Annotated in this window: 22 protein-coding genes; 9 read left to right on the plus strand and 13 right to left on the minus strand. The window is 61.9% G+C overall.

Annotation, left to right across the window (positions count from 1 at the left end):
- Positions 1-19: 19 nt before the first annotated feature.
- Together ACOABP_RS01300 and ACOABP_RS01305 are read right to left on the minus strand one after the other, a co-directional pair.
- Positions 20-1,330, minus strand: coding sequence for a homoserine dehydrogenase (locus tag ACOABP_RS01300; protein WP_066733479.1), 1,311 nt, complete (start codon positions 1,328-1,330; stop codon positions 20-22).
- A gap of 52 nt (positions 1,331-1,382) precedes the next feature.
- Entirely contained in the window at positions 1,383-2,612 is a 1,230-nt protein-coding gene (locus ACOABP_RS01305) for a pyridoxal phosphate-dependent aminotransferase (protein ID WP_066733484.1), read from the minus strand.
- A 317-nt stretch (positions 2,613-2,929) separates the two neighbouring features.
- On the opposite strand from ACOABP_RS01305, the gene ACOABP_RS01310 reads away from it, so the two are divergent.
- From ACOABP_RS01310 to ACOABP_RS01330, 5 genes are all read left to right on the plus strand, one after another.
- Positions 2,930-3,316, plus strand: a complete 387-nt coding sequence (locus ACOABP_RS01310; RefSeq protein WP_474226637.1) for an Mth938-like domain-containing protein — start codon at positions 2,930-2,932, stop codon at positions 3,314-3,316.
- A 205-nt stretch (positions 3,317-3,521) separates the two neighbouring features.
- A complete protein-coding gene (locus tag ACOABP_RS01315; protein ID WP_474226638.1) occupies positions 3,522-3,983 on the plus strand; it encodes a peroxiredoxin in 462 nt (153 codons plus the stop codon).
- Between the two features lie 386 nt (positions 3,984-4,369).
- Positions 4,370-6,067 (plus strand): PhoH family protein, encoded by a 1,698-nt coding sequence (locus ACOABP_RS01320; RefSeq protein WP_474226639.1) that lies wholly within the window; start codon positions 4,370-4,372, stop codon positions 6,065-6,067.
- A 169-nt stretch (positions 6,068-6,236) separates the two neighbouring features.
- Positions 6,237-6,737, plus strand: coding sequence for a hypothetical protein (locus ACOABP_RS01325; RefSeq protein WP_474226640.1), 501 nt, complete (start codon positions 6,237-6,239; stop codon positions 6,735-6,737).
- Positions 6,738-6,817: 80 nt separating this feature from the next.
- Positions 6,818-7,531 carry a C40 family peptidase gene (locus ACOABP_RS01330; protein ID WP_474226641.1) on the plus strand — a complete coding sequence of 238 codons (714 nt, stop codon included), beginning with the start codon at positions 6,818-6,820 and terminating at the stop codon, positions 7,529-7,531.
- Between the two features lie 56 nt (positions 7,532-7,587).
- Here ACOABP_RS01330 and ACOABP_RS01335 read toward each other — a convergent pair whose 3' ends face one another.
- The 8 genes from ACOABP_RS01335 to ACOABP_RS01370 form a co-directional block, all read right to left on the minus strand.
- On the minus strand, positions 7,588-8,598 hold the full coding sequence (locus ACOABP_RS01335) for an inorganic phosphate transporter (RefSeq protein WP_474226642.1): 1,011 nt from the start codon (positions 8,596-8,598) through the stop codon (positions 7,588-7,590).
- A 13-nt stretch (positions 8,599-8,611) separates the two neighbouring features.
- Positions 8,612-9,238 (minus strand): DUF47 domain-containing protein, encoded by a 627-nt coding sequence (locus tag ACOABP_RS01340; protein ID WP_474226643.1) that lies wholly within the window; start codon positions 9,236-9,238, stop codon positions 8,612-8,614.
- Positions 9,239-9,389: 151 nt separating this feature from the next.
- Positions 9,390-10,781 (minus strand): replicative DNA helicase, encoded by a 1,392-nt coding sequence (locus ACOABP_RS01345; protein WP_066733496.1) that lies wholly within the window; start codon positions 10,779-10,781, stop codon positions 9,390-9,392.
- 128 nt (positions 10,782-10,909) lie between these two features.
- Positions 10,910-11,362: a 50S ribosomal protein L9 gene (gene rplI / locus ACOABP_RS01350; protein WP_066733498.1), complete on the minus strand. Its 453-nt coding sequence runs from the start codon at positions 11,360-11,362 to the stop codon at positions 10,910-10,912.
- Between the two features lie 30 nt (positions 11,363-11,392).
- Entirely contained in the window at positions 11,393-11,671 is a 279-nt protein-coding gene (gene rpsR, locus ACOABP_RS01355) for a 30S ribosomal protein S18 (protein WP_006163606.1), read from the minus strand.
- A gap of 3 nt (positions 11,672-11,674) precedes the next feature.
- On the minus strand, positions 11,675-11,974 hold the full coding sequence (gene priB, locus ACOABP_RS01360; RefSeq protein ID WP_474226644.1) for a primosomal replication protein N: 300 nt from the start codon (positions 11,972-11,974) through the stop codon (positions 11,675-11,677).
- A gap of 20 nt (positions 11,975-11,994) precedes the next feature.
- Entirely contained in the window at positions 11,995-12,369 is a 375-nt protein-coding gene (rpsF, locus tag ACOABP_RS01365) for a 30S ribosomal protein S6 (RefSeq protein ID WP_029051059.1), read from the minus strand.
- A gap of 116 nt (positions 12,370-12,485) precedes the next feature.
- Complete coding sequence (locus ACOABP_RS01370) at positions 12,486-13,496, minus strand: asparaginase (protein WP_474226645.1); 1,011 nt, start codon at positions 13,494-13,496, stop codon at positions 12,486-12,488.
- 235 nt (positions 13,497-13,731) lie between these two features.
- Between ACOABP_RS01370 and lexA the strand changes: the two genes are divergently transcribed.
- Both lexA and ACOABP_RS01380 read left to right on the plus strand, forming a co-directional pair.
- A complete protein-coding gene (gene lexA / locus ACOABP_RS01375; RefSeq protein WP_029051057.1) occupies positions 13,732-14,388 on the plus strand; it encodes a transcriptional repressor LexA in 657 nt (218 codons plus the stop codon).
- A 153-nt stretch (positions 14,389-14,541) separates the two neighbouring features.
- Positions 14,542-14,715, plus strand: coding sequence for a hypothetical protein (locus ACOABP_RS01380; RefSeq protein ID WP_474226646.1), 174 nt, complete (start codon positions 14,542-14,544; stop codon positions 14,713-14,715).
- A gap of 272 nt (positions 14,716-14,987) precedes the next feature.
- On the opposite strand, the gene ACOABP_RS01385 is transcribed toward ACOABP_RS01380, so the two are convergent.
- From ACOABP_RS01385 to ACOABP_RS01395, 3 genes are all read right to left on the minus strand, one after another.
- Positions 14,988-15,242 carry a hypothetical protein gene (locus ACOABP_RS01385; RefSeq protein WP_474226647.1) on the minus strand — a complete coding sequence of 85 codons (255 nt, stop codon included), beginning with the start codon at positions 15,240-15,242 and terminating at the stop codon, positions 14,988-14,990.
- Positions 15,243-15,569: 327 nt separating this feature from the next.
- Entirely contained in the window at positions 15,570-16,619 is a 1,050-nt protein-coding gene (locus ACOABP_RS01390) for an acyltransferase family protein (RefSeq protein WP_474226648.1), read from the minus strand.
- 370 nt (positions 16,620-16,989) lie between these two features.
- Entirely contained in the window at positions 16,990-17,226 is a 237-nt protein-coding gene (locus tag ACOABP_RS01395) for a hypothetical protein (RefSeq protein ID WP_474226649.1), read from the minus strand.
- Positions 17,227-17,775: 549 nt separating this feature from the next.
- Between ACOABP_RS01395 and ACOABP_RS01400 the strand changes: the two genes are divergently transcribed.
- Entirely contained in the window at positions 17,776-18,162 is a 387-nt protein-coding gene (locus ACOABP_RS01400) for an acyltransferase family protein (RefSeq protein WP_474226650.1), read from the plus strand.
- A gap of 88 nt (positions 18,163-18,250) precedes the next feature.
- Positions 18,251-21,325: a family 78 glycoside hydrolase catalytic domain gene (locus tag ACOABP_RS01405; RefSeq protein WP_474226651.1), complete on the plus strand. Its 3,075-nt coding sequence runs from the start codon at positions 18,251-18,253 to the stop codon at positions 21,323-21,325.
- Positions 21,326-21,409 lie beyond the last annotated feature (84 nt).

Genomic DNA, 21,409 nt, shown 5'->3' on the forward strand with positions numbered 1-21,409 from the left:
TTCGTCCAGTTTCGGCGTCTTAGTTCAGTTCTTCCATGCGCAGGCGCGTGACCGGCGACAGCACGGTCTGCAAGCCTTCGATGCTGCGGATGGCCGCATTGACGTGCTTTTCGCGCGTCAGGTGCGTCAGGATGATGATGTCGGTCTGCGGCTCGCCCTCGCGCGATTCCTTCTGCAGCATCGCGTCGATGCTGATGCCGGCTTCGGCCAGGATGCGGGTGATCTCGGCCAGCACGCCAGTCTGGTCGGCCACGCGCATGCGCAGGTAGTACGAGCTGGTGACTTCGTCGATCGGCAGCACCGGCACGCTCGACAGTTCGTCCGGCTGGAACGCCAGGTGCGGCACGCGATGGTTCGGATCGGCGGTGTGCAGGCGGGTCACGTCGACCAGGTCGGCGATCACGGCCGACGCGGTCGGCTCGGCGCCGGCACCCTTGCCGTAGTACAGCGTGGCGCCCACGGCGTCGCCCTGCACCAGCACGGCGTTCATCGCGCCTTCCACATTGGCGATCAGGCGCGAGGCCGGCACCAGGGTCGGATGCACGCGCAGTTCCACGCCTTCGTCGCGGCGGCGCGTGATGCCCAGCAGCTTGATGCGGTAGCCCAGTTCCTCGGCGTACTTGATGTCGATGGCGGCCAGCTTGGTGATGCCTTCCACGTGGGCCTTGTCGAACTGCACCGGCATGCCGAACGCAATCGCGCTCATCAGCGTCACCTTGTGCGCGGCGTCGATACCCTCGATATCGAAGGTCGGATCGGCTTCGGCATAGCCCAGCTGCTGCGCTTCCTTGAGCACGGCGCCGAAGTCCAGGCCCTTGTCGCGCATCTCGGACAGGATGAAGTTCGTGGTGCCGTTGATGATGCCGGCGATCCACTGGATGCGGTTGGCCGTCAGGCCTTCGCGCAGCGCCTTGATGATGGGGATGCCACCGGCCACGGCCGCCTCGAACGCCACGATCACGCCCTTCTTGCGGGCGGCTTCGAAGATTTCGTTGCCATGCACGGCTAGCAGCGCCTTGTTGGCGGTGACCACGTGCTTGCCGTTCTCGATGGCCTTGAGCACCAGCTCGCGCGCGATGCCATAGCCGCCGATCAGCTCGACGACGATGTCGATGTCCGGGCGCGTCACCACGTCGTTGGCGTCGCTGACCACGTCCACGGCACCCCCGGTCAGTTCGCGGGCGCGTTCGGTGTTGAGGTCGGCCACCACCGCAATCTCGATGCCGCGGCCTGCACGGCGGCGAATTTCCTCCTGATTGCGCTTGAGCACGTTGAACGTGCCGCTACCGACGGTACCGATGCCGAGAAGGCCGACTTTGATGGGATTCATGGACGTCTGACTCTGGGTTGCTTGATACGAAAATGGGGGGCGCCCCGGCGGCTCAGGCCGTGCCGTGACGTTTGCGATAGTTCTCAAGGAAGCGCGCCACGCGGCTGATGGCCTCGCGCAGGTCTTCCTCGTGCGGCAGGAACACGATCCGGAAATGGTCCGGCGCGTCCCAGTTGAAACCGGTGCCCTGCACCAGCAGCACCTTGGATTCCTGCAGCAGTTCGTAGATGAATTCCTGGTCGTCCTGGATCGGATACATCGACAGGTCGAGCTTCGGGAACAGGTACAACGCCGCCTTGGGCTTCACGCAGGTAATGCCGGGAATCTGCGTGATCAGCTCGTGGGCCAGGTCGCGCTGGCGACGCAGGCGGCCGCCTTCGGCCACCAGGTCGTTGATGCTCTGGTAGCCGCCCAGCGCGGTCTGGATCGCCCACTGGCCCGGCACGTTGGCGCACAGGCGCATCGACGACAGCATGTTCAGGCCTTCGATATAGTCCTGCGCCGGGCGCTTGTCGCCCGACACCACCATCCAGCCGGCACGGTAGCCGCAGGAGCGGTAGTTCTTGGACAGGCCGTTGAAGGTCACGGTCAGCACGTCGGTGGACAGCGAGCCGATCGACGTGTGCTCGTTGCCGTCGTACAGGACCTTGTCGTAGATCTCGTCGGCGAAGATGATCAGCCCGTGCTCGCGCGCGATGGTGACGATCGACTGCAGCAGCTCGTCCGAATACAGCGCGCCGGTCGGGTTGTTCGGGTTGATGACGACGATGGCCCGCGTATTGGGGGTGATCTTGCGGCGGATGTCGTCCAGGTCGGGCATCCACTCGTTGGCCTCGTCGCACACATAGTGGACGGGCGTGCCGCCGGACAGGCTCACCGCAGCCGTCCAGAGCGGATAGTCGGGCGCCGGCACCAGCACTTCGTCGCCGCTGTTCAGCAGTGCGTTCATCGACATCACGATCAGCTCGGACGCGCCGTTGCCCACGTAGATGTCGTCCAGCTCCACGCCCTGGATCTTCTTTTCCTGGGTGTAGTGCATGATCGCCTTGCGCGCGGCGAAGATGCCCTTGGAATCGGAATAACCTGCCGAATTCGGCAGGTTGCGCATCATGTCCTGCTGGATTTCCTCCGGCGCATCGAACCCGAACACGGCCAGGTTGCCGATGTTCAGCTTGATGATCTTGTGCCCCTCTTCCTCCATCTGCTTGGCCTTTTCCAGCACCGGGCCGCGGATGTCATAGCAAACGTTCTGGAGCTTGTTCGATTTCTGGATGGGTTTCACGGCGATTTCGGCGATGTCAGGGCAAGCTGCCGGTCTCTGCGGCAGCGGTCTTGGGAATCTTCTGGATTGACCTGGACGTCTGGCGGCGCGCGTCGCTGGGCAGCAGTCGAGCGTGGCAGACCGGGAGGCAAAAGCTATAAGATATCGGATTATGACAGACTTCGGCATGGATTCTTGCATTGCAGCGAGCCTTTTGGCCCCCCGCACGCACGATCCTGCCACCAACCCGCCGCCCGCCCCTTCCGTGGCCGATCCGGCCGCCCGTCCCAGCCCAGGGAGCGGCCTCCGGACACCCCGGGCGGCATGAGGCTCGCCCCTTGAAACTCCACGCCGACCAACCCCAGAACCTGAACACCGTGACCGGCTACGGCCCCGGCTATGTCGAAATCAACGCGGTGCGCCACGACCAGTCGGTATTGGTCATGCCCGAGGGCGAAGTCGCGCCCTGGCCGGTGGGTCGCTTCGAAGACCTCGAACCGGCGCACTTCGAGGCACTGCTGGACAGGAAGCCCGAAGTCGTGCTGCTGGGCACCGGCAATCGCCTGCGCTTCCCGCACCCGCGCCTGACCGCGGCGCTGGCCCGCCTGCATATCGGGGTCGACGCCATGGACCTGCAGGCTGCATGCCGCACCTACAATATCCTCATGGCCGAGGGCCGCAAGGTCGCGGCGGTGCTGCTGGTGGAGCCCGCCGCACAAGGCTGATCCGGCTGATCCCGGCCGATCCGGTTGCCTGGCAGGGCTGGGCAACCCGGTCATGCACCACTTTTTTGCCGGGTTGAGCCGGCGTCACGCTTGAAGTCCGGCCGACTGCCCCAATCTGCACCCGCCATGGCGCAGGTCCAGGCGCACACATCAATAATGGGCCGCCGCCGTCACCGATGCATCGTCATCCAGGAGAGCCACCAGCATGACCGTCAGTCTCAACAAGGCCGTTCCCGACTTCCAGGCCCCCGCTACCGGTGGGGATTTCCGTCTTGCCGACCACCGCGGCAAGACCCTGGTGCTGTACTTCTACCCGAAGGACAACACGCCGGGTTGCACCACCGAGGCCATGAACTTCCGCGACCAGCACGATGCCTTCGAGGCGGCCGGGGTGGCGGTCTTCGGCATTTCGCGCGACAGCCTGAAGTCGCACGAGAACTTCAAGGCCAAGCTGGAGCTGCCGTTCGAGCTGATCTCCGACGCCGACGAAGCCATCTGCAACATCTTCGATGTCATCAAGATGAAAAAGATGTATGGCAAGGAAGTGCGCGGCATCGAGCGCAGCACCTTCATCCTCGACGCCAAAGGCGTGCTGCGCCATGAAATGCGTGGCATCAAGGTGCCGAACCACGTGGACGAGGTGCTGGAGATCGTCAAGGGGATGTGAACCGGAACATCCTCGGCGTGACAACCCGTACGTCGCATGGCCCGAAGACAGTTGCGCAATCGCGACGAGAATTTGACCGATTGCAAAAGCGAAAACCTTCGGGTAGATTGGGCCTCAATGCGTTCCGATCACAGTTGCCACGCTGCAGTAACGTCCCAGCCCGACAGGCACAGTCCCAGGGCTGGTAGCGGACCTGCCGCGTCGCGGGACCGCAGAGAAGCCGCCACCCCTGCACTCCAGGCCTGGCGGCTTTTTTGTTTCCTGTTCGGTTTCACTACCGCACGCCACTCCGGTTTTCCCGTTTTCTGCAGTTTCCCGGTTGTACGCCCGGCTGTACGCCCGCGTTTTCTTCGCCCCCGTTTGCTCCCCTGAAAGGAAAGCCAAGCATGCCGCTGCCTACCATGCCCGCCAAGCCTGCCCAACTGCTGGACCCGAGCGAGTTCGCTCCGGTGACACTGCCCAAGGCCAAAGCCGCGCAGGGTAAGAAACCCGTGCCGGTCCTCGAGCGTGTGGCACTGCTCGAGACCGGCGACACCGAGGCGCCCGCCACCCGTGCACGCGCCGGCAGCACAACCCGGGCCAAGACCGCCGACGCCCCGGCGCCGGTCGCCACCCCGCCGGCATCGCCATCCGTCAGCCTGGTCAAGCCGGCCGCCGGCCCCACGCGCCGCGCGCGCAAGACCGCAGGCCCAAGCAAGCTGTTCGTGCTCGACACCAACGTGCTGATGCATGACCCGAGCTCGCTGTTCCGCTTCGAGGAACACGACATCTATCTGCCGATGATGACGCTCGAGGAACTGGACAACCACAAGAAGGGCATGAGCGAAGTTGCGCGCAACGCGCGCATGGTCAGCCGCACGCTGGACCAGCTCGTGGGCGGCACGGACGGCGTGCTCGACGAGGGCCTGCCGCTGGCCAAGCTCGGCAACCGCGACGCCGCCGGCAAGCTGTTCTTCCAGACCCGCCTGAACGATATCAAGCTGCCCGAAGGCTTGCCGCAGGGCAAGGCCGACAACCAGATCCTGGGCGTGGTCAGCGCGCTGCAGCAGCAGTATCCGGAGCGCCAGGTGGTGCTGGTGTCGAAAGACATCAACATGCGCATCAAGGCCCGCGCGCTGGGCCTTCCCGCCGAGGACTACTTCAACGACCAGGTCCTGGAAGACAAGGACCTGCTCTACTCGGGCGTGATGCAGCTGCCTAGCGATTTCTGGGCCAAGCATGGCAAGGGCGTGGAAAGCTGGCAGGACCCGAAGTCGGGCACGATGTTCTATCGCCTGACCGGCCCGCTGGTGCCGTCGTTCCTGGTCAACCAGTTCGTCTACCTGGAGCCCATGGACGGCAGCCTGCCGCTGTACGCCCAGGTCAAGGAAATCAACGGCAAGACCGCCCTGCTGCAGACGCTGAGGGACTACACCCACAACAAGAACAACGTGTGGAGCGTGGTGGCCCGCAACCGCGAGCAGAACTTCGCGCTGAACCTGCTGATGAGCCCCGATGTCGACTTCGTGACGCTGCTCGGCCAGGCCGGCACCGGCAAGACGCTGCTGGCGCTGGCGTCGGGCCTGGAACAGGTGCTGGACCAGAAGCTCTACAACGAGATCATCGTCACGCGTGCCACCGTGCCCGTGGGCGAGGACATCGGCTTCCTGCCGGGTACCGAGGAAGAGAAGATGCAGCCATGGATGGGCGCCTTCGACGACAACCTCGAAGTGCTGCAGAAGAGCGACGACAGCGCCGGCGAATGGGGCCGCGCGGCCACGCAGGAGCTGATCCGCTCACGTATCAAGGTCAAGAGCATGAACTTCATGCGCGGCCGTACCTTCGTCAACAAGTTCGTGATCATCGATGAAGCGCAGAACCTGACGCCGAAGCAGATGAAGACGCTGGTCACCCGGGCGGGCCCCGGCACCAAGATCGTCTGCCTGGGCAATATCGCGCAGATCGATACCCCGTACCTGACCGAAGGCTCGTCCGGCCTGACCTACGTGGTGGACCGCTTCAAGGGCTGGAGCCACAGTGGCCACGTAACCCTGGCCCGTGGCGAACGCTCGCGACTGGCCGACCACGCGGCGGACGTGCTGTAACGCGGCAGTCACTGCAACCCTGGCAGTTCCACGGGCCGGCCTGTTCCATGGCCGCCCGTGGCCGCATCGCGTAGTGTGGCGCATCACGCAGCGTCGGCGTTTGGCCGACAGCCAGCACTGCACGACCCGGCTATGATGGCTGGGTGTTCATGTCGATACGGAGGCGTCGATGAACAGGCAACCGACTTTCAGCAGATACCTGTCCACCAGCAGGACCCTGTTTTCCCAGAACGCACGCGCCACCCGGCGCAAGCGCCTTGCCGTGGCCGCAGTGATTGGCGCCACGGTGATCGTGGCGGCCGCCCTGCACCCGGCCAAGGCTGCGGACGCCAGCGCGCCCGTCGGCAACGAGATGGTGATCCGCACCATGGGCCCGATCAGCTACGTCTGCGGCGGCATCGCCGAGGACGAACGGACCAGGCTGGCCGCGCAGGAGAAAAACTTCAACATGGGCATCCTCTTTACCCGGGGTGCCGATGGCGAATACCTGGCCGATGTTGATGTAAAACTGACGCGCGACGGCCAGAATGTGGCCGATTTCCGCGCCGGCGGCCCGCGCTGCCTCATACGTGCGCCAGAAGGCAGCTACAATATCGAGGCCAGTTACAAGGGTCAGCCAAAGTCTATCAAGATCAGTACCGGCACGCGCAACGCGCAGCTGCGCTGGTAGTTTCCGCCGAGAAATTCGCTGGCAGTCCCACCCTGTACGGTGGGGCGGACGCCTGACCCGGCAACCGAACCACAAGAAGGATGCCGCAGCGCCCGCTTCCATTGCCCCCAATACCGCGTTCCGCGCGTTCCACGCTGCCCCCGGCTACGTCAACGCGGCGTTCGTCCCGGCTCGCCCTGACCGCGTTGTGTGCGGGCGCCCTGCTGCTGGCGGCTTGCGCCGGTAGCCCCCCTGCCCGCCATACGTCTTCGCTGCCCCGCACGCCGGGCAAGCCCATGATCGACCCGAGCGCCGGCCTGGAAGAAATCTCGATCCAGGCGATGTCGCTGGTCGGCACGCCCTACCGCTACGGTGGCAACACGCCCGATTCCGGATTCGACTGCAGCGGCCTGGTCCGCTATGTGGTGCTGCGCGCCGCCAGCGTCAACCTGCCGCGCACGACCGAACAGATGGGCCAGCGCGGCGTATCGCTCGACCGCAGCGAAGTGGCATCGGGCGACCTGGTGTTCTTCAACACCACTGGCCGCGCCAACTCGCATGTCGGCATCTATGTTGGACAGAACCGCTTCGTGCATGCGCCGGCCACCGGTGGCACGGTCCGGCTCGAAGACATGGGCAAGTCCTATTGGGCCTCGCGCTACAACGGCGCACGGCGCGTGGTGGCGGCCAGCAACCTGCCGATGACGCCGGCACCGTCGCCTTCGATCACCCCCGCTCCGACCATGCCGGTGCCCGCCGTACCCACGGCCCCGCCGCCGGAAGACGATCCGATTGCAGCATTCGCCAACCAATAATAAAAAAGCCAGGCGCAATGCCTGGCTTTTCTGTCTGCGTATCTGCCGGATAAGGCTTACAGGATCTGCTTGCCAATCCACCAGGCGATGGCCGACATAAACGCCGATGCCGGAATCGTCAGCACCCACGCCCAGACGATATTGCCTGCCACGCCCCAGCGCACGGCCGACATCTTCTGCGCCGAGCCGACACCGACGATGGCGCCGGTGATGGTATGCGTGGTCGACACCGGCACGCCCAGCGCCGAAGCGATAAACAGCGTAATCGCGCCGCCGGTCTCCGCGCAGAAGCCACCCACCGGCTTCAGCTTGGTGATCTTCTGGCCCATGGTCCGAACGATCCGCCAGCCGCCGAACAGCGTACCCATGCCGATGGCAACGTAGCAGCTCGCGATGACCCACATCGGCGGCTCGGCGCCACCCACGGCCACATGGCCGCTGGCGATCAGCAGCATCCAGATGATGCCGATGGTCTTCTGCGCGTCATTGCCGCCATGGCCCAGGCTGTAGAGCGATGCCGACACCAGCTGCAGCCGGCGGAACCAGCGGTCCACGCGCGATGGCGGCGTACGGAAGAACGTCCAGCCCACGATCACCATCATCAGCGAGCCCAGGATAAAGCCCAGCAGCGGCGAGATCAGGATGAACGCCACGGTCTTCAGCAGGCCGTTGCCCACCAGCACGCCCGTGCCGCCCTTGGCAACCGCAGCGCCCACCAGGCCGCCGATCAGCGCGTGCGACGACGACGACGGAATGCCGTAGAGCCACGTAATCACGTTCCAGGCGATGGCGCCGACCAGCGCCCCGAATATCACGTAGTGATCGACGATATTCACGTCGACCGTGCCCGTACCCACTGTGGCCGCCACCTTCAGGTGGAAGATGAAGATTGCCACCACGTTGCACATGGCCGCCATGGCCACGGCATGGTGTGGCTTCAGCACACCCGTGGAAACCACCGTGGCAATCGAATTGGCCGCGTCGTGAAAGCCGTTCATGAAGTCGAACAGCAGCGCCAGTGCCACCAGCAACCCGATGACCCACAAGCTCATTTGTACTGTTTGCATGCCAGTGCGAGCCTCAGGCGTTTTCCAGGACGATGCCTTCGATGATGTTCGCCACGTCCTCGCACTTGTCGGTGATGGACTCCAGCTGCTCGTAGATCGCCTTCAGCTTGATCAGGCGCTTGACGTCGGTCTCGTCGCGGAACAGCTTCGACATGGCCGAACGCATCACGCGGTCGGCTTCCGATTCGAGCTGGTCGATCTGCTGGGCAGTCTTCAGGATCGTGCTGGCGTTGCCCATGTCCTCAAGCAGGCCCACGGCGATCTTGACGGCTTCGCAGCACTGCACGCAGATCGCGGCCAGGCGGCGGGCTTCTTCGGTCAGGTGCGTGACGTCGTACAGCGAGATCGTCTCGGCCACGTCCTCCATCAGGTCCAGGATGTCGTCCATGGTCGTGATGAGCTTGTGGATCTCGTCACGGTCCAGCGGCGTGATGAAGGTCTTGTGCAGCAGATCGATCGTGTCGTGCGTGATACGGTCTGCCTTCTTTTCGGTGGCCTGCACGCGGCGGGCATGGCCTTCGGCGTTGGGCAGGTCATTGACCAACGCTTCCAGCTCGTGCGCGGCGGTGACGGCGCAGTCGGCGTGCTGGTTGAAGTATTCGAAGAACTTGCCCTCGGTGGGCATGAAACGGCCGAACATGAAATGTCCTTGTGGCGCGCCTCACGGCAGCGCTCGGTTGTGTTGCAAATGGGAGGCAGAGCAATTGCACGACAGCCGCCTCGTGGGCGGCTGTCATCAAAGCGCAATATTTTACAGGGTTGCACCGCCCAGCGGTGTAACCCCCTGACAATCAGGTGTCGTTGTCGAAGAACGCCGGGCCGCCGCTGAAGTTGTCGAACTTCGTGAATTGACCCAGGAACGTGAGCCGAACGGTGCCGATCGGACCGTTACGCTGCTTGCCGATGATAATTTCGGCAGTCCCTTTGTCCTGCGAGTCGGGGTTGTACACTTCGTCGCGATAAATGAACAGGATCACGTCGGCATCCTGTTCGATGGCGCCCGATTCACGCAGATCGGACATCACTGGGCGCTTGTTCGGACGCTGTTCCAGGCTTCGGTTCAGCTGCGACAGCGCAATGACCGGGCAGTGAAGCTCCTTCGCCAGCCCCTTCAGTGACCGCGAGATTTCCGAGATTTCCGTCGCGCGGTTTTCGCCTCCGCCCGAACCCGACATCAGCTGCAGGTAATCGATGATGATCAGGCCCAGCTGCCCGCACTGGCGCGCCAGGCGCCGCGAACGGGCCCGCAGTTCCATCGGGTTCAGTGCCGGCGTCTCGTCGATGAACAGCTGCGCATCGTTCATGCGCTGGATCGAATGCGTCAGGCGCGGCCAGTCCTCGTCCAGCAGGCGGCCGGTACGCAGCCGGTGCTGATCAAGCCGACCCACCGAGCCCAGCATACGCATGGCCAGCTGCACGCCAGCCATTTCCATCGAGAACACGGCGACGGGCAGGCCCTGCTCCACCGCCACGTGCTCGCCAATGTTCAGCGAAAACGCGGTCTTGCCCATCGAGGGACGGCCGGCGACGATGATCAGATCACCCGGCTGCATACCGCTGGTCATGCGATCCAGGTCGATAAAGCCGGTCGGCACGCCGGTCACGTCGGTGGTGGTGTCACGGTGATAGAGCTCGTCGATCCGCTCCACTACCTGCGTCAGCAGCGGCTGGATCTCCTGGAAGCCCTTCTGACCACGCGAACCCTCTTCCGCGATCGCAAAAACCTTGGATTCGGCCTCGTCGAGCAGTTCGCGCACTTCTCGCCCCTTGGGCGCGAAGGCTGCCGAGGCAATATCGTCGGCAACGGTCACAAGCTTGCGCAGCACCGAGCGCTCCCGAACGATTTCGGCATAGCGACGGATATTGGCCGCGCTCGGCGTGTTCTGTGCGAGCGAATTCAGGTACGCCAGCCCACCCACTTCCTCGGCCTTGCCGGCCACCTGGAGCATTTCGTAGACCGTGATCACGTCGGCCGGCTTGGTGGCCGAGATCAGCCGGGCAATGCTCTGAAAGATCACCCGGTGGTCGAACCGGTAGAAATCGGCCTCAGACAGGAAATCGGCAATGCGGTCCCAGGCGGCGTTATCCAGCAGCAACCCGCCAAGCACCGATTGTTCGGCCTCGATCGAGTGCGGAGGAACCTTGAGGTTGTCTAGTTGGGGATCTGCGGCGGGCGCGTTCATGGGGGGCAATTATAGCGGGGTGGGCCTGCACGGGACGGCGCCCAAAGAAAAAAGGCAGGAGCATGGCTCCTGCCTTTTCGTGCATCCGACGCACCGGTCCGGACCGGCGCATCACAGACGCGTACAGCTTAGACGTGTTCGCCCAGCACCGAAACGGTGATGTCGACCAGCACGTCGGTGTGCAGCGACACGCCAACGGTGTAGTCGCCCACCAGCTTCAGCGGGCCGTTCGGCAGACGCACTTGCGACTTCTCGACCTTGAAGCCTTGGCCTTCCAGGGCCACGGCGATGTCGGCGTTGGTCACCGAACCGAACAGACGGCCGTCCACACCCGACTTCTGGGTGATCTGGACGGTCAGGCCGTTCAGCTTCTCGCCTTCGGCTTGCGAAGCAGCCAGCTTCTCGGCGGCGGCCTTTTCCAGCTCGGCGCGCTTCACTTCGAATTCGGCGATGGCGGTTTGCGTAGCACGGCGAGCGCGCTTGGTCGGGATCAGGAAGTTACGTGCGTAACCGTCCTTCACGCGAACGATATCGCCCAGGTTGCCCAGGTTGATGACTTTTTCCAGCAGAATGACTTGCATCGTGTATTTCTCCTTGCGGTCCTGGGACTATCAGTTCTTGTGCAGGTCGGTGTACGGCATCAGCGCCAGGAAGCGGGCGCGCTTGATGGCCGTATCCAGCTGACGCTGATAGTGAGCCTTGGTACCGGTCAGACGAGCCGGCGTGATCTTGCCGTTGTCGCCGATGAAGTCCTTCAGGGTGTCCAGATCCTTGTAGTCGATCTGTTCGACGCCAGCCACGGTGAAGCGGCAGAAGCGCTTGCGCTTGAACAGCGGGTTCTGTTGCTGGAAGCGCTTCTTGTTCTTGTTGTCACGTTTGACGAATGCCATGATTCAATCCTTTTCGAATGCTTTACATCGAGTGATGTGAAAGACCAGTGTCTTGCTGTTGCGGTGCTTGCGGGCCAGAAAGCCTTCGCAGTCGAGCAGCGTGCCGAGCGGCATGCGCTCGAGCCGCTGGCCAATCGGGCCGATGCCCATGGCCACCACTGCGAATTCCACCTGCCGGGGCGTTTCCGCCTCCATCACCTCGCCGACATGCTGCAGGATGCAGTTGACGACAGGGATGCCGGCCGGCGTATAGCGAAGCGTATCTCGCTCGGCGAGCGTGGCGGTCAGCCGGAGCTGGTTCACCGCGACACAGCAGTCCGCACTCAGGCGGCCTGGCCTTCCGTGGTCGTTTGCGCGGCCTTGCGGGCTTCTTCGCGCTGCACTTCCTTCATCATCGGCGACGGAGCGGTCTCAGCCTTCTTGGTCTGGACGATCAGGTGACGCAGCACGGCGTCATTGAACTTGAACGCGTGCTCGAGTTCAGCCAGCGTGTCCTTGCCGCATTCGATGTTCAGGCAAACGTAATGAGCCTTGGCCAGCTTCTGGATCATGTAGGCCATCTGACGGCGGCCCCAGTCTTCCACGCGGTGGATCTGGCCATTTTGCGACGTGACGAGCTGCTTGTAGCGCTCGATCATCGCCGGCACTTGTTCGCTCTGGTCCGGATGGACGATAAATACGATTTCGTAATGACGCATTGACGCTCCTTTTGGGATGAGCCACCCGGGCGTCACGTCCGGTGCGGCAAGGTTGAATAGCCCGCGAGTATAGCCCGGAACCCTGCAAATCCGCAAGGCTCGGGCGCAGGGCGGGTTCAGCAGGCCATGAACACCGACTGCAGGCGCCCGGCATCGAAGCCCAGCAATGGATCGGCCGCCAGCGCAAGCAGCAGCAGCACGCGCGCCTTGTACGGGTTGAGGTCGCCCGCCGACACGAACAAACCGGCCCGCGGCGACGGATGCGCCGGTATCGACACATGCCCCGCTCCGGTACGCGAACTGCGCACCACAGCAACGCCGGCACCGGCCGCATCGGCCAGCGCCGCCGCCAGGGTTTCGTGAATCGAACCGTTCCCCGTGGCGGCCACCACCAGCCCCTTCACACCTGCCGCCACCATCGCATCGATGGCCACCCTGCCCGGCTGGGCATGGCTGACCACGATCTCCGCCAGCGGCCAGGTCGTCGGCACCGGCAAAATCGCCATGTCGCGCCGCGCCGGCATGCGCGTGAATCGAATATAGGCGTCCTGCACGTAACCGAGCGGCCCCGTATTCGGCGAGACAAACGCGTCGACAGCCGACGTGTGCGCCTTGGTCACGTCACGAGCCGCATGGATCTGCTGGTTCAGGACCACGAGCACCCCGCCACCCCTTGCATCCGGACTGGCCGCGACGCGCACGGCATCGAGCAGGTTCAGCGGGCCATCGGCCGACAGCGAGGTCGCCGGCCGCATCGCCGCCGTGATGACCACCGGCACCGGACACGTCTGCGTCAGGTGCAGGAACATCGCCGTTTCCTCAAGCGTATCGGTGCCATGCGTGATCACAATACCGGCCACATCCGGCTGAGCCGACCAGTACGCCACGCGCCCCGCCAGTTGCTGCCAGAGACCGAACGCCATGTCCTTGCTGTCGATCTGCGCCACCTGCTCGGTCGCCACGTGCGCCACATCGGCCAGCGCGGGAACCGCCTGCACCAGCTGCGACACCGGCACGGTGGCGGCCTGGTACTGGGCACTACTGGCGGGATCGCCGGACGTCCCGGCAATGGTGCCGCCAGTGGCAAGAACAACAACGCGGGGCGGCAATGACGAGGAAGCTGGCATGAATGAAGGCTGGCTTATGGACTGGCTTTAGGGGCGCACTACCCTGGATCCGACCAACGATTGTAACTGCCGCGCCGCGCCGGCTACCCCATGACAAACCCGCGAAGCCACCGGGCCGGGTTCGGTCCATGTAGAGCCCGCTGCGCAAATTGTGCTTGCACTTCACACGATACTGTATAAAATCACAGCATACTGTTTAAACATACAGTGCTTCGGCACGAGAGACCGGCGAACCATGGCGACCCTGACACCCCGGCAGCAGCAGATTTTCGATCTGATCCGCGACACGATCCGCAACACGGGCTTTCCGCCCACACGCGCCGAGATCGCCGCCGAGTTCGGTTTTTCCTCGCCCAATTCGGCCGAGGAACACCTGCGGGCGCTGGCGCGCAAGGGAGTGATCGAACTGACGCCCGGCGCATCGCGCGGCATCCGACTCAAGGTGGCACGCAGCGATTCGGAGCGTTCCGACCAGTTCACGCTGCCGATGGCTGGCGTGCTGCAACTGACACTACCGCTGGTCGGTCGCGTCGCTGCAGGCAGCCCGATCCTTGCCGCGGAGCATATCGATCGCCAATACCAAGTGGACGCCTCCGTGTTCGACGAGCGCCCTGACTACCTGCTGCGAGTACGCGGTCTGAGCATGCGCGACGCCGGCATCCTGGACGGCGACCTGCTGGCCGTCAAGAAGGCCAGCGAGGCCGCCAACGGCAAGATCGTCGTGGCCCGCCTTGGCGAAGATGTCACCGTCAAGCGCCTGAAGAAACGCGGCGACACGATCGAACTGATCGCCGAAAACCCCGATTTCCAGAATATTGTGCTCCATTCGGGCCGCGATGAATTCTCCCTGGAAGGTATCGCTGTCGGCCTGATCCGATCATCAGGCTTCTAGCGTGACCGGAGGCGCCTGACAGCGTCTCCGACTCCCGAGACTTAGGCAGCACGGCCGTCTGCCCTGGTCACCCGCTTTGCTTTGCCCACGCCGCCCCGTCCTTGCTGGACGACGGGCGCGGACCACTGCTGTCGCAAATAACGAGGTGTTGCCATGCTGCAATCGAATCCCACCGCTTCCCGCCGCCCGGTCAAGCCGGTCCCGTTCCGGCAAATCAAGGGCGTCCGCGTCTACCAGGGCGCGCAACGCCGCACGATGGTCGGCAACATGGCCGCCATCTGCCGCATGCTGGAACTCGCCGAACCGAGCACGAAGCTGCTCGACTGACGTCTTTTCGCCCGCGCCGTGCCACGCGGGCAAACGGCCCGCCTCTTCAGAGGTCAGACGCCCCGCTTTGTAAGAAGTGGAGTTGCGAGCCCACAACGTGTAATTAAGGCTTCATTTAAAACTGACAGAAGCCTGATTAAACTCACTGACGCGCACTGCATCACTGGCGTATTCGCGTCATGCGCATGACCGGACCTTGTCGACCCCGCCAAGGGCCGGTTTTTTTTGGCCGATCGCTTAGGGGGTCTGCCCGAAGAAGGCCCACCCGATCCTCAGTCTGCCAAGGGCGCGCCGAACCAGTCGGCATCGAGATCAGCCTCGAAGGCCACCGTCCAACCCGAGCCGTCGGGCACCTTGTATTTCTGAAAGTGCCCACCCACGACCCGCTCGACGGCAACGGTCTGACGGCCGCCGTCAACACCATCCACGACAAATTCAAAGTCGTCCGGCACAAACCCGTGCTTTGCACACGCGGCCGCAACCGCGTCCTGCTCTTGCTGAGGAAGATCGAAGAAGCGCTGGACCATGATCGCCTCCACTGGCATCTGGTTCTGGTATCCAGTACAGCATAGGAAATCAACAGGCGCCGGAAGCCCAACGATATACGCGCCGCGAAGCCTTGCCCAGAGCCGGTTTCCGGGCGATTCGCGGGAATACTCGAAGCCCTAAAACACCGAAAATTCCCGTGTTTTTCTCAGGGTATTCCCACGGAATTGAGGGGGCTTCGTCGCCTCCCCGGGCGCCGCGGACTCGAACCCCAGCGATCTGGCTCAACCATGCGGTTTTCTGAGAAATACTGGCAAAAAAGCTGGCAAATCGACCGGCGCCCCCCCCCGCGTAGTATCCAGCCAGCCTCAGTAAGCGCGGTTGGTCCGGCGCGCATTGTTTAGGACACGCTTCAGATGGGCTGCGATCGGGCGTTCCGCAAAGATGTGCACCGCATAGGACGCAGCGATCATCAACACGACAAGAGCCCAGAACATAATCGGGCTTTGAATGGGGGCGGCATTGAGCAGCATGTACCCGATGAACTGATGCAGAAGGTAAAGCGGGTAGCTGATGGCGCCGAGGGTAGTAGTCCGCCATGCCTTGAAAGGCCCGGTGCGCTTTGTGGCAATCAGCAGCATCGTAATGAAGAACAGGGCAACGATCAGGCCGACCACCGTCCCACTGATGGGCGTTTTATAGTACGCAGCAATGCCTGATGCCCTGCTAATGGCATGCACTGTCGCCAAACCCCACGCACTGACTATCAGTGCACCGCGGGAAATGGATAGACCTCTCGACCACGTGAGGAACAATGCTCCACCGCCGATGAAGTATGGCGCGTAGTCAGCGAGCAGCCATGGCTTGAACGCATCCAGCCCAAACACATCGACGAAGGCAGTTGCGCAGGCCCATCCCCACAGCAGCACTTCCTCTCTCTTTGTCGCGCCGAGTGCCATCGCGATTGCCACCAGCGCGTAAAACTTGATCTCGATCGCAAGCGACCAGTACGCCCCATCGATGGGCGCCACGCCTGGCCCCGAACCGAGCGACAGCATATTTGCGATGTACTGCCCAAACGTGACGGGATAGCGCGCTCCGCCGATTACTAGCGCAGTGATAAATGTGATGGTGCAGCACACCCAGAACGCTGGGAATAGCCTGGTCACACGCGAAACAACGAAGTGCCTCAGCGACCCGCTGGCCGCCGTCATGAGGATGACGAAGCCGCTGATCATAAAAAACAGATCGACGCCTAGATAGCCATACTTCGCTGCGGGGATTAACGCGGGGTAACTGAACGTAGAAAGGTCGTCGGCCGCACTGCCCCGGAACGCATAATGAAAAGCGACCACCAGCAACGCGGCGAAGAATCGCAAAAAATCGATTTCATTTACTCGTGGTGCAGACGCTTTCATTCCGTTTTTGCCGCTGGTGCCTTGATCAGGGCGCTATGTTACCCGAAGCGGCCTGATATACCTCGACCGCTCCAAACAGATGAGGATGCGCTGCTCCGGGCCGGCGGTAAGGGCCACGCGACGCCCTGGGAAGCGCCGAAGAATTAGCCTGCCTTTGTCTGCGATATACTGTATATATATACAGTATATCGCAGACACGCCCCGCCTTTCTCCGAAGCCTCGCCCGTCAGTTCCACCCGGCGGCCAGCCGGTCAACCCTGTCAGGCCGGACTACGACCGTTACTACGCTCTGGACGAAGCCGGCCGGTCCGCTGCTTCGACTACGCCGAACATTCCATGTGACAGTCCGGCGAGGGCAAGGCGTGGCAGATCAAAGACATGCTGCCAGCTTACGCGGTCGACGTCTGGACCTACTTCTTGGGCTGGGCCAGCCTGAAAGACGACAAGCCGCCCACAACCACGGCGACACCATGTTGCCGAAAGCTGCAAAGTTCACCAGCAACAGGATCAGCGCCCCGCCCGTCCGGTTAGGCACCTTCTGCGTGAGTACTGCCCAGATCGAACCGGCAAAGATGATGGCGTTCGCCATCAGGTTGATCGCCTGCATCTCAGCTCCCGATGAAGCGGCGACGGACCGCGTTCATCCACTCGGGGATCTGCCGCATCCCGTTGTTGACGATCGCCAACCCGAACACCGCTGAAGCGGCCACTGCAAGCATGTGGGTATGCTGCCTGGCATCAGGCCGAAGCGTTCCACTGCCGCGCCGCCAACCAGGCAACCGACGCCCATACTCCCCAGAAAGGAGACGCCGCGCTGCCACCAGTTCCCCGGAATGAACTTCGATGCGATTGCCGCGCCCAGCGCCGCCTCACCGCCGACCTTCGCTACCACGATTGATTCTTCATTCATTGATGCCCCGGTCACCGCTGCCGCGGCATTATTGAATTCCCATCGCGCTCGTCGCACGCGCCCACCGGTCCTGTCGGTCGGCGAGTCCGTTCGTGCCCCCATTGATGCGCCGGGTCAGCGTTACAAAGTCGCCGGAATCGGCCAGCGCGTTCAAGTTGCGGCTGTACCAGAACCACGCCGTCATCGGCTCGTCTGCTATATTCGCGCCTCGTATCCATAGGCATCTAAAAGCGCACTTTAAGACGCATGAAACTCTACGAACCAATAGCGCAACCAGCATCCGGCTCAGCGCTTGCGCCAGCCGAATCCGCCTATCGCCGAGAGATAGACGGCCTACGCGCTGTTGCGGTACTGGTCGTCGTCATATTTCATGCTTTCCCGCAGCTGACGCCACGCGGTTTCGTAGGAGTCGACATATTCTTCGTCATTTCTGGATTCCTGATTTCCGGCATCCTGATCGAAGACCTTGAGAAGAACAGGTTTAGCCTACTGACTTTCTACAGCCGCCACGTAAGGCGGATTTTCCCTGCCCTCCTTGGCGTTCTGGTCTCGTGTTATGCGCTCGGCATGGTTTGCGCTTCTGTCTGGCGAGTACAAGAGTCTCGGACTGGGCATCGCTGGTGGAGGCGCTGAATCTCATAACGCCCCGCCCCCGCACAAGGAGCGCACATAGCTCCAGCCGTAGAGAATCAGCTCCAGCCTTAGAGAATCGAAGATACAAATGAAAACAGCAAGATCTGTCGCGGCCTTGGCGTTTGCACTGCTCATCTCATGCCTTGCATCAAGCCCCGCCTTTAGCTCGGGGGACCTCCGGATCCAAAGTACGTCGGTGGAGTACGCGTCCAATCCGCTTGGGATTGATATTGCCAAGCCTAGACTGAGTTGGATACTCGGGTCCGACAAAAGGAGCCAGGTTCAGAGCGCATATGAAGTCAGAGTAGCTTCGACGCCCGACAGACTCGCGACGCCTGATATTTGGGACAGCGGAAAGATCGAGTCGGACCAGTCGATCCTGGTTACATATGGCGGCCCCGCACTGTCGTCGCGTAGCCGATATTATTGGATGGTTCGTGTCTGGGATTCGCGCGGCCAGCCATCGGCATGGAGCGCCCCCAGTTGGTGGGAGATGGGACTTCTTTCCGATAGCGATTGGCGAGCACAGTGGATAGGCCACGATCAGCCGTTGCCTTTCTCCCCTGCATTCGGATCTACAGATCGCCCCGACAAACTTGCGGGGGGTGGCACGCAAGGTCAGAGTTTCGCTGCCACGGCGGTGCTCAATTCAGTTGCTTTGCTCGTTCCCACATTTCAAACAACGAACTCAAGCGCCACAATTTCGCTCTATCGGGACAAGCCAGGCGGCCAATTGATCGCCAGACAGCGCTTTGAGAACATTCGTGACGGTATTTGGCTCACGCTAAAGCCGCAACGGCCCCTACCGCCGGGAAAATATTACATCGAACAATCGGAAGTCTCAGGGCAAATCGGCTGGTACACCTCCACCGCCACTAGCTACGACTTCGGCGACGCGTATCTGAATGGGACGCCTGTCCCCGGCTTTCGCAAGCTTCAATTGAATAGCCAAAGCACAGAATCTATCGAGAACGCCGATTCGATACTGCGCAAGGAGTTTCCAGTAGCGAAGTCCATCAAATCCGCCAGACTGTATTCGACTGCACTTGGCGTCTACCAGGTTCATATCAACGGTAAGCAAGTTGGTTCGGATCTGTTTGCCCCCGGCTGGACCGACTACAGGAAACGGGTGCAGTACCAAACCTATGATGTAGCTGACCTCATCCAAACTGGAAGGAACGCTATTGCAGTCACGCTCGCACCAGGTTGGTACGCCGGGCACGTAGGGGCTTTTGGAGCAGGCCAGTATGGCTTGGCACCATCGGTACTGATGCAGCTAGAAATCACCTACTCGGACGGCAGCAACGAACGAATCGTCACTGATGGCAGTTGGAAAAGCCACTCCGGCCCCAGAAGTCAGGCAGACCTGGTCATGGGAGAGCACTACGACGCTCGCAAAGAAATATCGGGATGGGATTTGCCGAACTTTCGTGATGCAGGCTGGAAGTCCGTGCGGCTTAAGAAAGGAGTAACCGCCAAGGTTGTGGCTCAGGTTGATCAACCAGTTCGCGTCGCGGAAGAACTCAAGCCGGTATCGGTCAGCAAGACGAAGGACGGGACGTACGTTTACGACCTCGGCCAGAATATGGTTGGCGCGGTTCGCCTGCGTCTTTCTGGACGACTCGGGCAGAAAATCACGATTCGCCATGCCGAAGTACTGAATCGCGACGGCACGCCATACACAGCAAACCTCCGCTCGGCGAAGGCAACGGATACCTACATCCTAAAGGGCAAGGGCGTAGAGTCATTCGAGCCGATCTTTACTTTCCACGGCTTCCGCTACGTCGAAGTTTCTGGCGCCAGTGCTCAGCCAGAGGTTGTGGGACGCGTTATGCAGACTGATGCGCCGATGACGCTGTCGTTTGCAACCGATGTGCCCATGCTAAATCGCCTTCAAAGCAATGTCCGTTGGGGGCAAAGAGGTAACTTCCTGTCAGTGCCAATGGACACGCCAGCGCGAGACGAACGGCTTGGCTGGACAGGTGACATAGCGGCCTTTGCCGGTACGGCCACTTACAACATGGAACTGGCCAAGTTTCTAGGGAAGTGGCTGATCGACCTTCGGGACACGCAGTCTCGCGAAGGCGAATTTGCTGCCGTTGCACCGATTGGGCCCATGATGCCAGTGGGCAAAGCAGAGGCCGGTTGGGGCGACGCTGGTGTAATTGTTCCATGGGCCCTCTATGAGCAATACGGGGATCGGCGACTGCTTGAAGAAAATTTCGAGGCCATGGCTCGATGGGTCTCGTTTCTGAAGGCGAACAGCAGCGGATACTTGCGTCCCAAGACCGGTTACGGAGATTGGCTGAATCTCGGAGATGACACCCCCAAGGATCTCGTCGCCACGGCATTCTTTGCCAATAGCACAGCAATCGTAGCCAAAGCGGCGGCTGAGCTGGGTAAGGACCCCGTACCGTACAAGGTCCTTTTCGGGCAGATCCGAGATAGTTTTAACCGGACATTTGTATCGCGGGACGGACGAATCGCGGGAGACACCCAGACTGGATATGTGCTCGCGCTCTCCATGAATCTCCTGCCTCTCGAATTGCGCAGGCCTGCGATTGAACATCTGGTGGAGCTGATTGAAAAGAGGAACTGGCATCTTTCCACCGGTTTCCTCGGCACCCCACGGATTCTCGAGGTACTTTCAGAGAACGGCCGCGCTGATGTTGCGTACAAGTTGCTGCTGCAGACGAGCTACCCCTCTTGGGGTTACCAGATCAAGTTGGGCGCAACCACCATGTGGGAGCACTGGGACGGCATTCGACCAGATGGCACGTTCCAGGATCCAAACATGAACTCGTTCAACCACTATGCATTCGGGGCGGTAGGCAAATGGATGTACCAGAACATCGCCGGCATCGGCTTCAGCACGCCAGGTTTCCGGAATATCGTCATCAAGCCTCGGCCAGGAGGCACTGTTCTCAGCGCCCGCGGCCGATATGAATCAGCTTATGGCCCGATTGAGGCCAACTGGGAGCTGAAAAACGGGCAGTTCAGCATCGACACAAAGATCCCGGTCAATACCAGCGCACAGATCTGGGTACCAGTCCAACGCTCGCAGAAAGTCAAAGCAGATGGCGCAACGTTCCTTCACCGGTCCGAAGGATATGCGGTCTATGCCGTCGGCTCAGGGACGTATCGCCTCTCGACGGATAGATAACCGTCCCTCTGATCGCTCTACTGGCCGGACTTACAGCGCTCAGAAACACCAGCTGCCGGACACATCAGCATGCTATTGCCGATG

The organism is Cupriavidus sp. HE11, assembly GCF_056097175.1.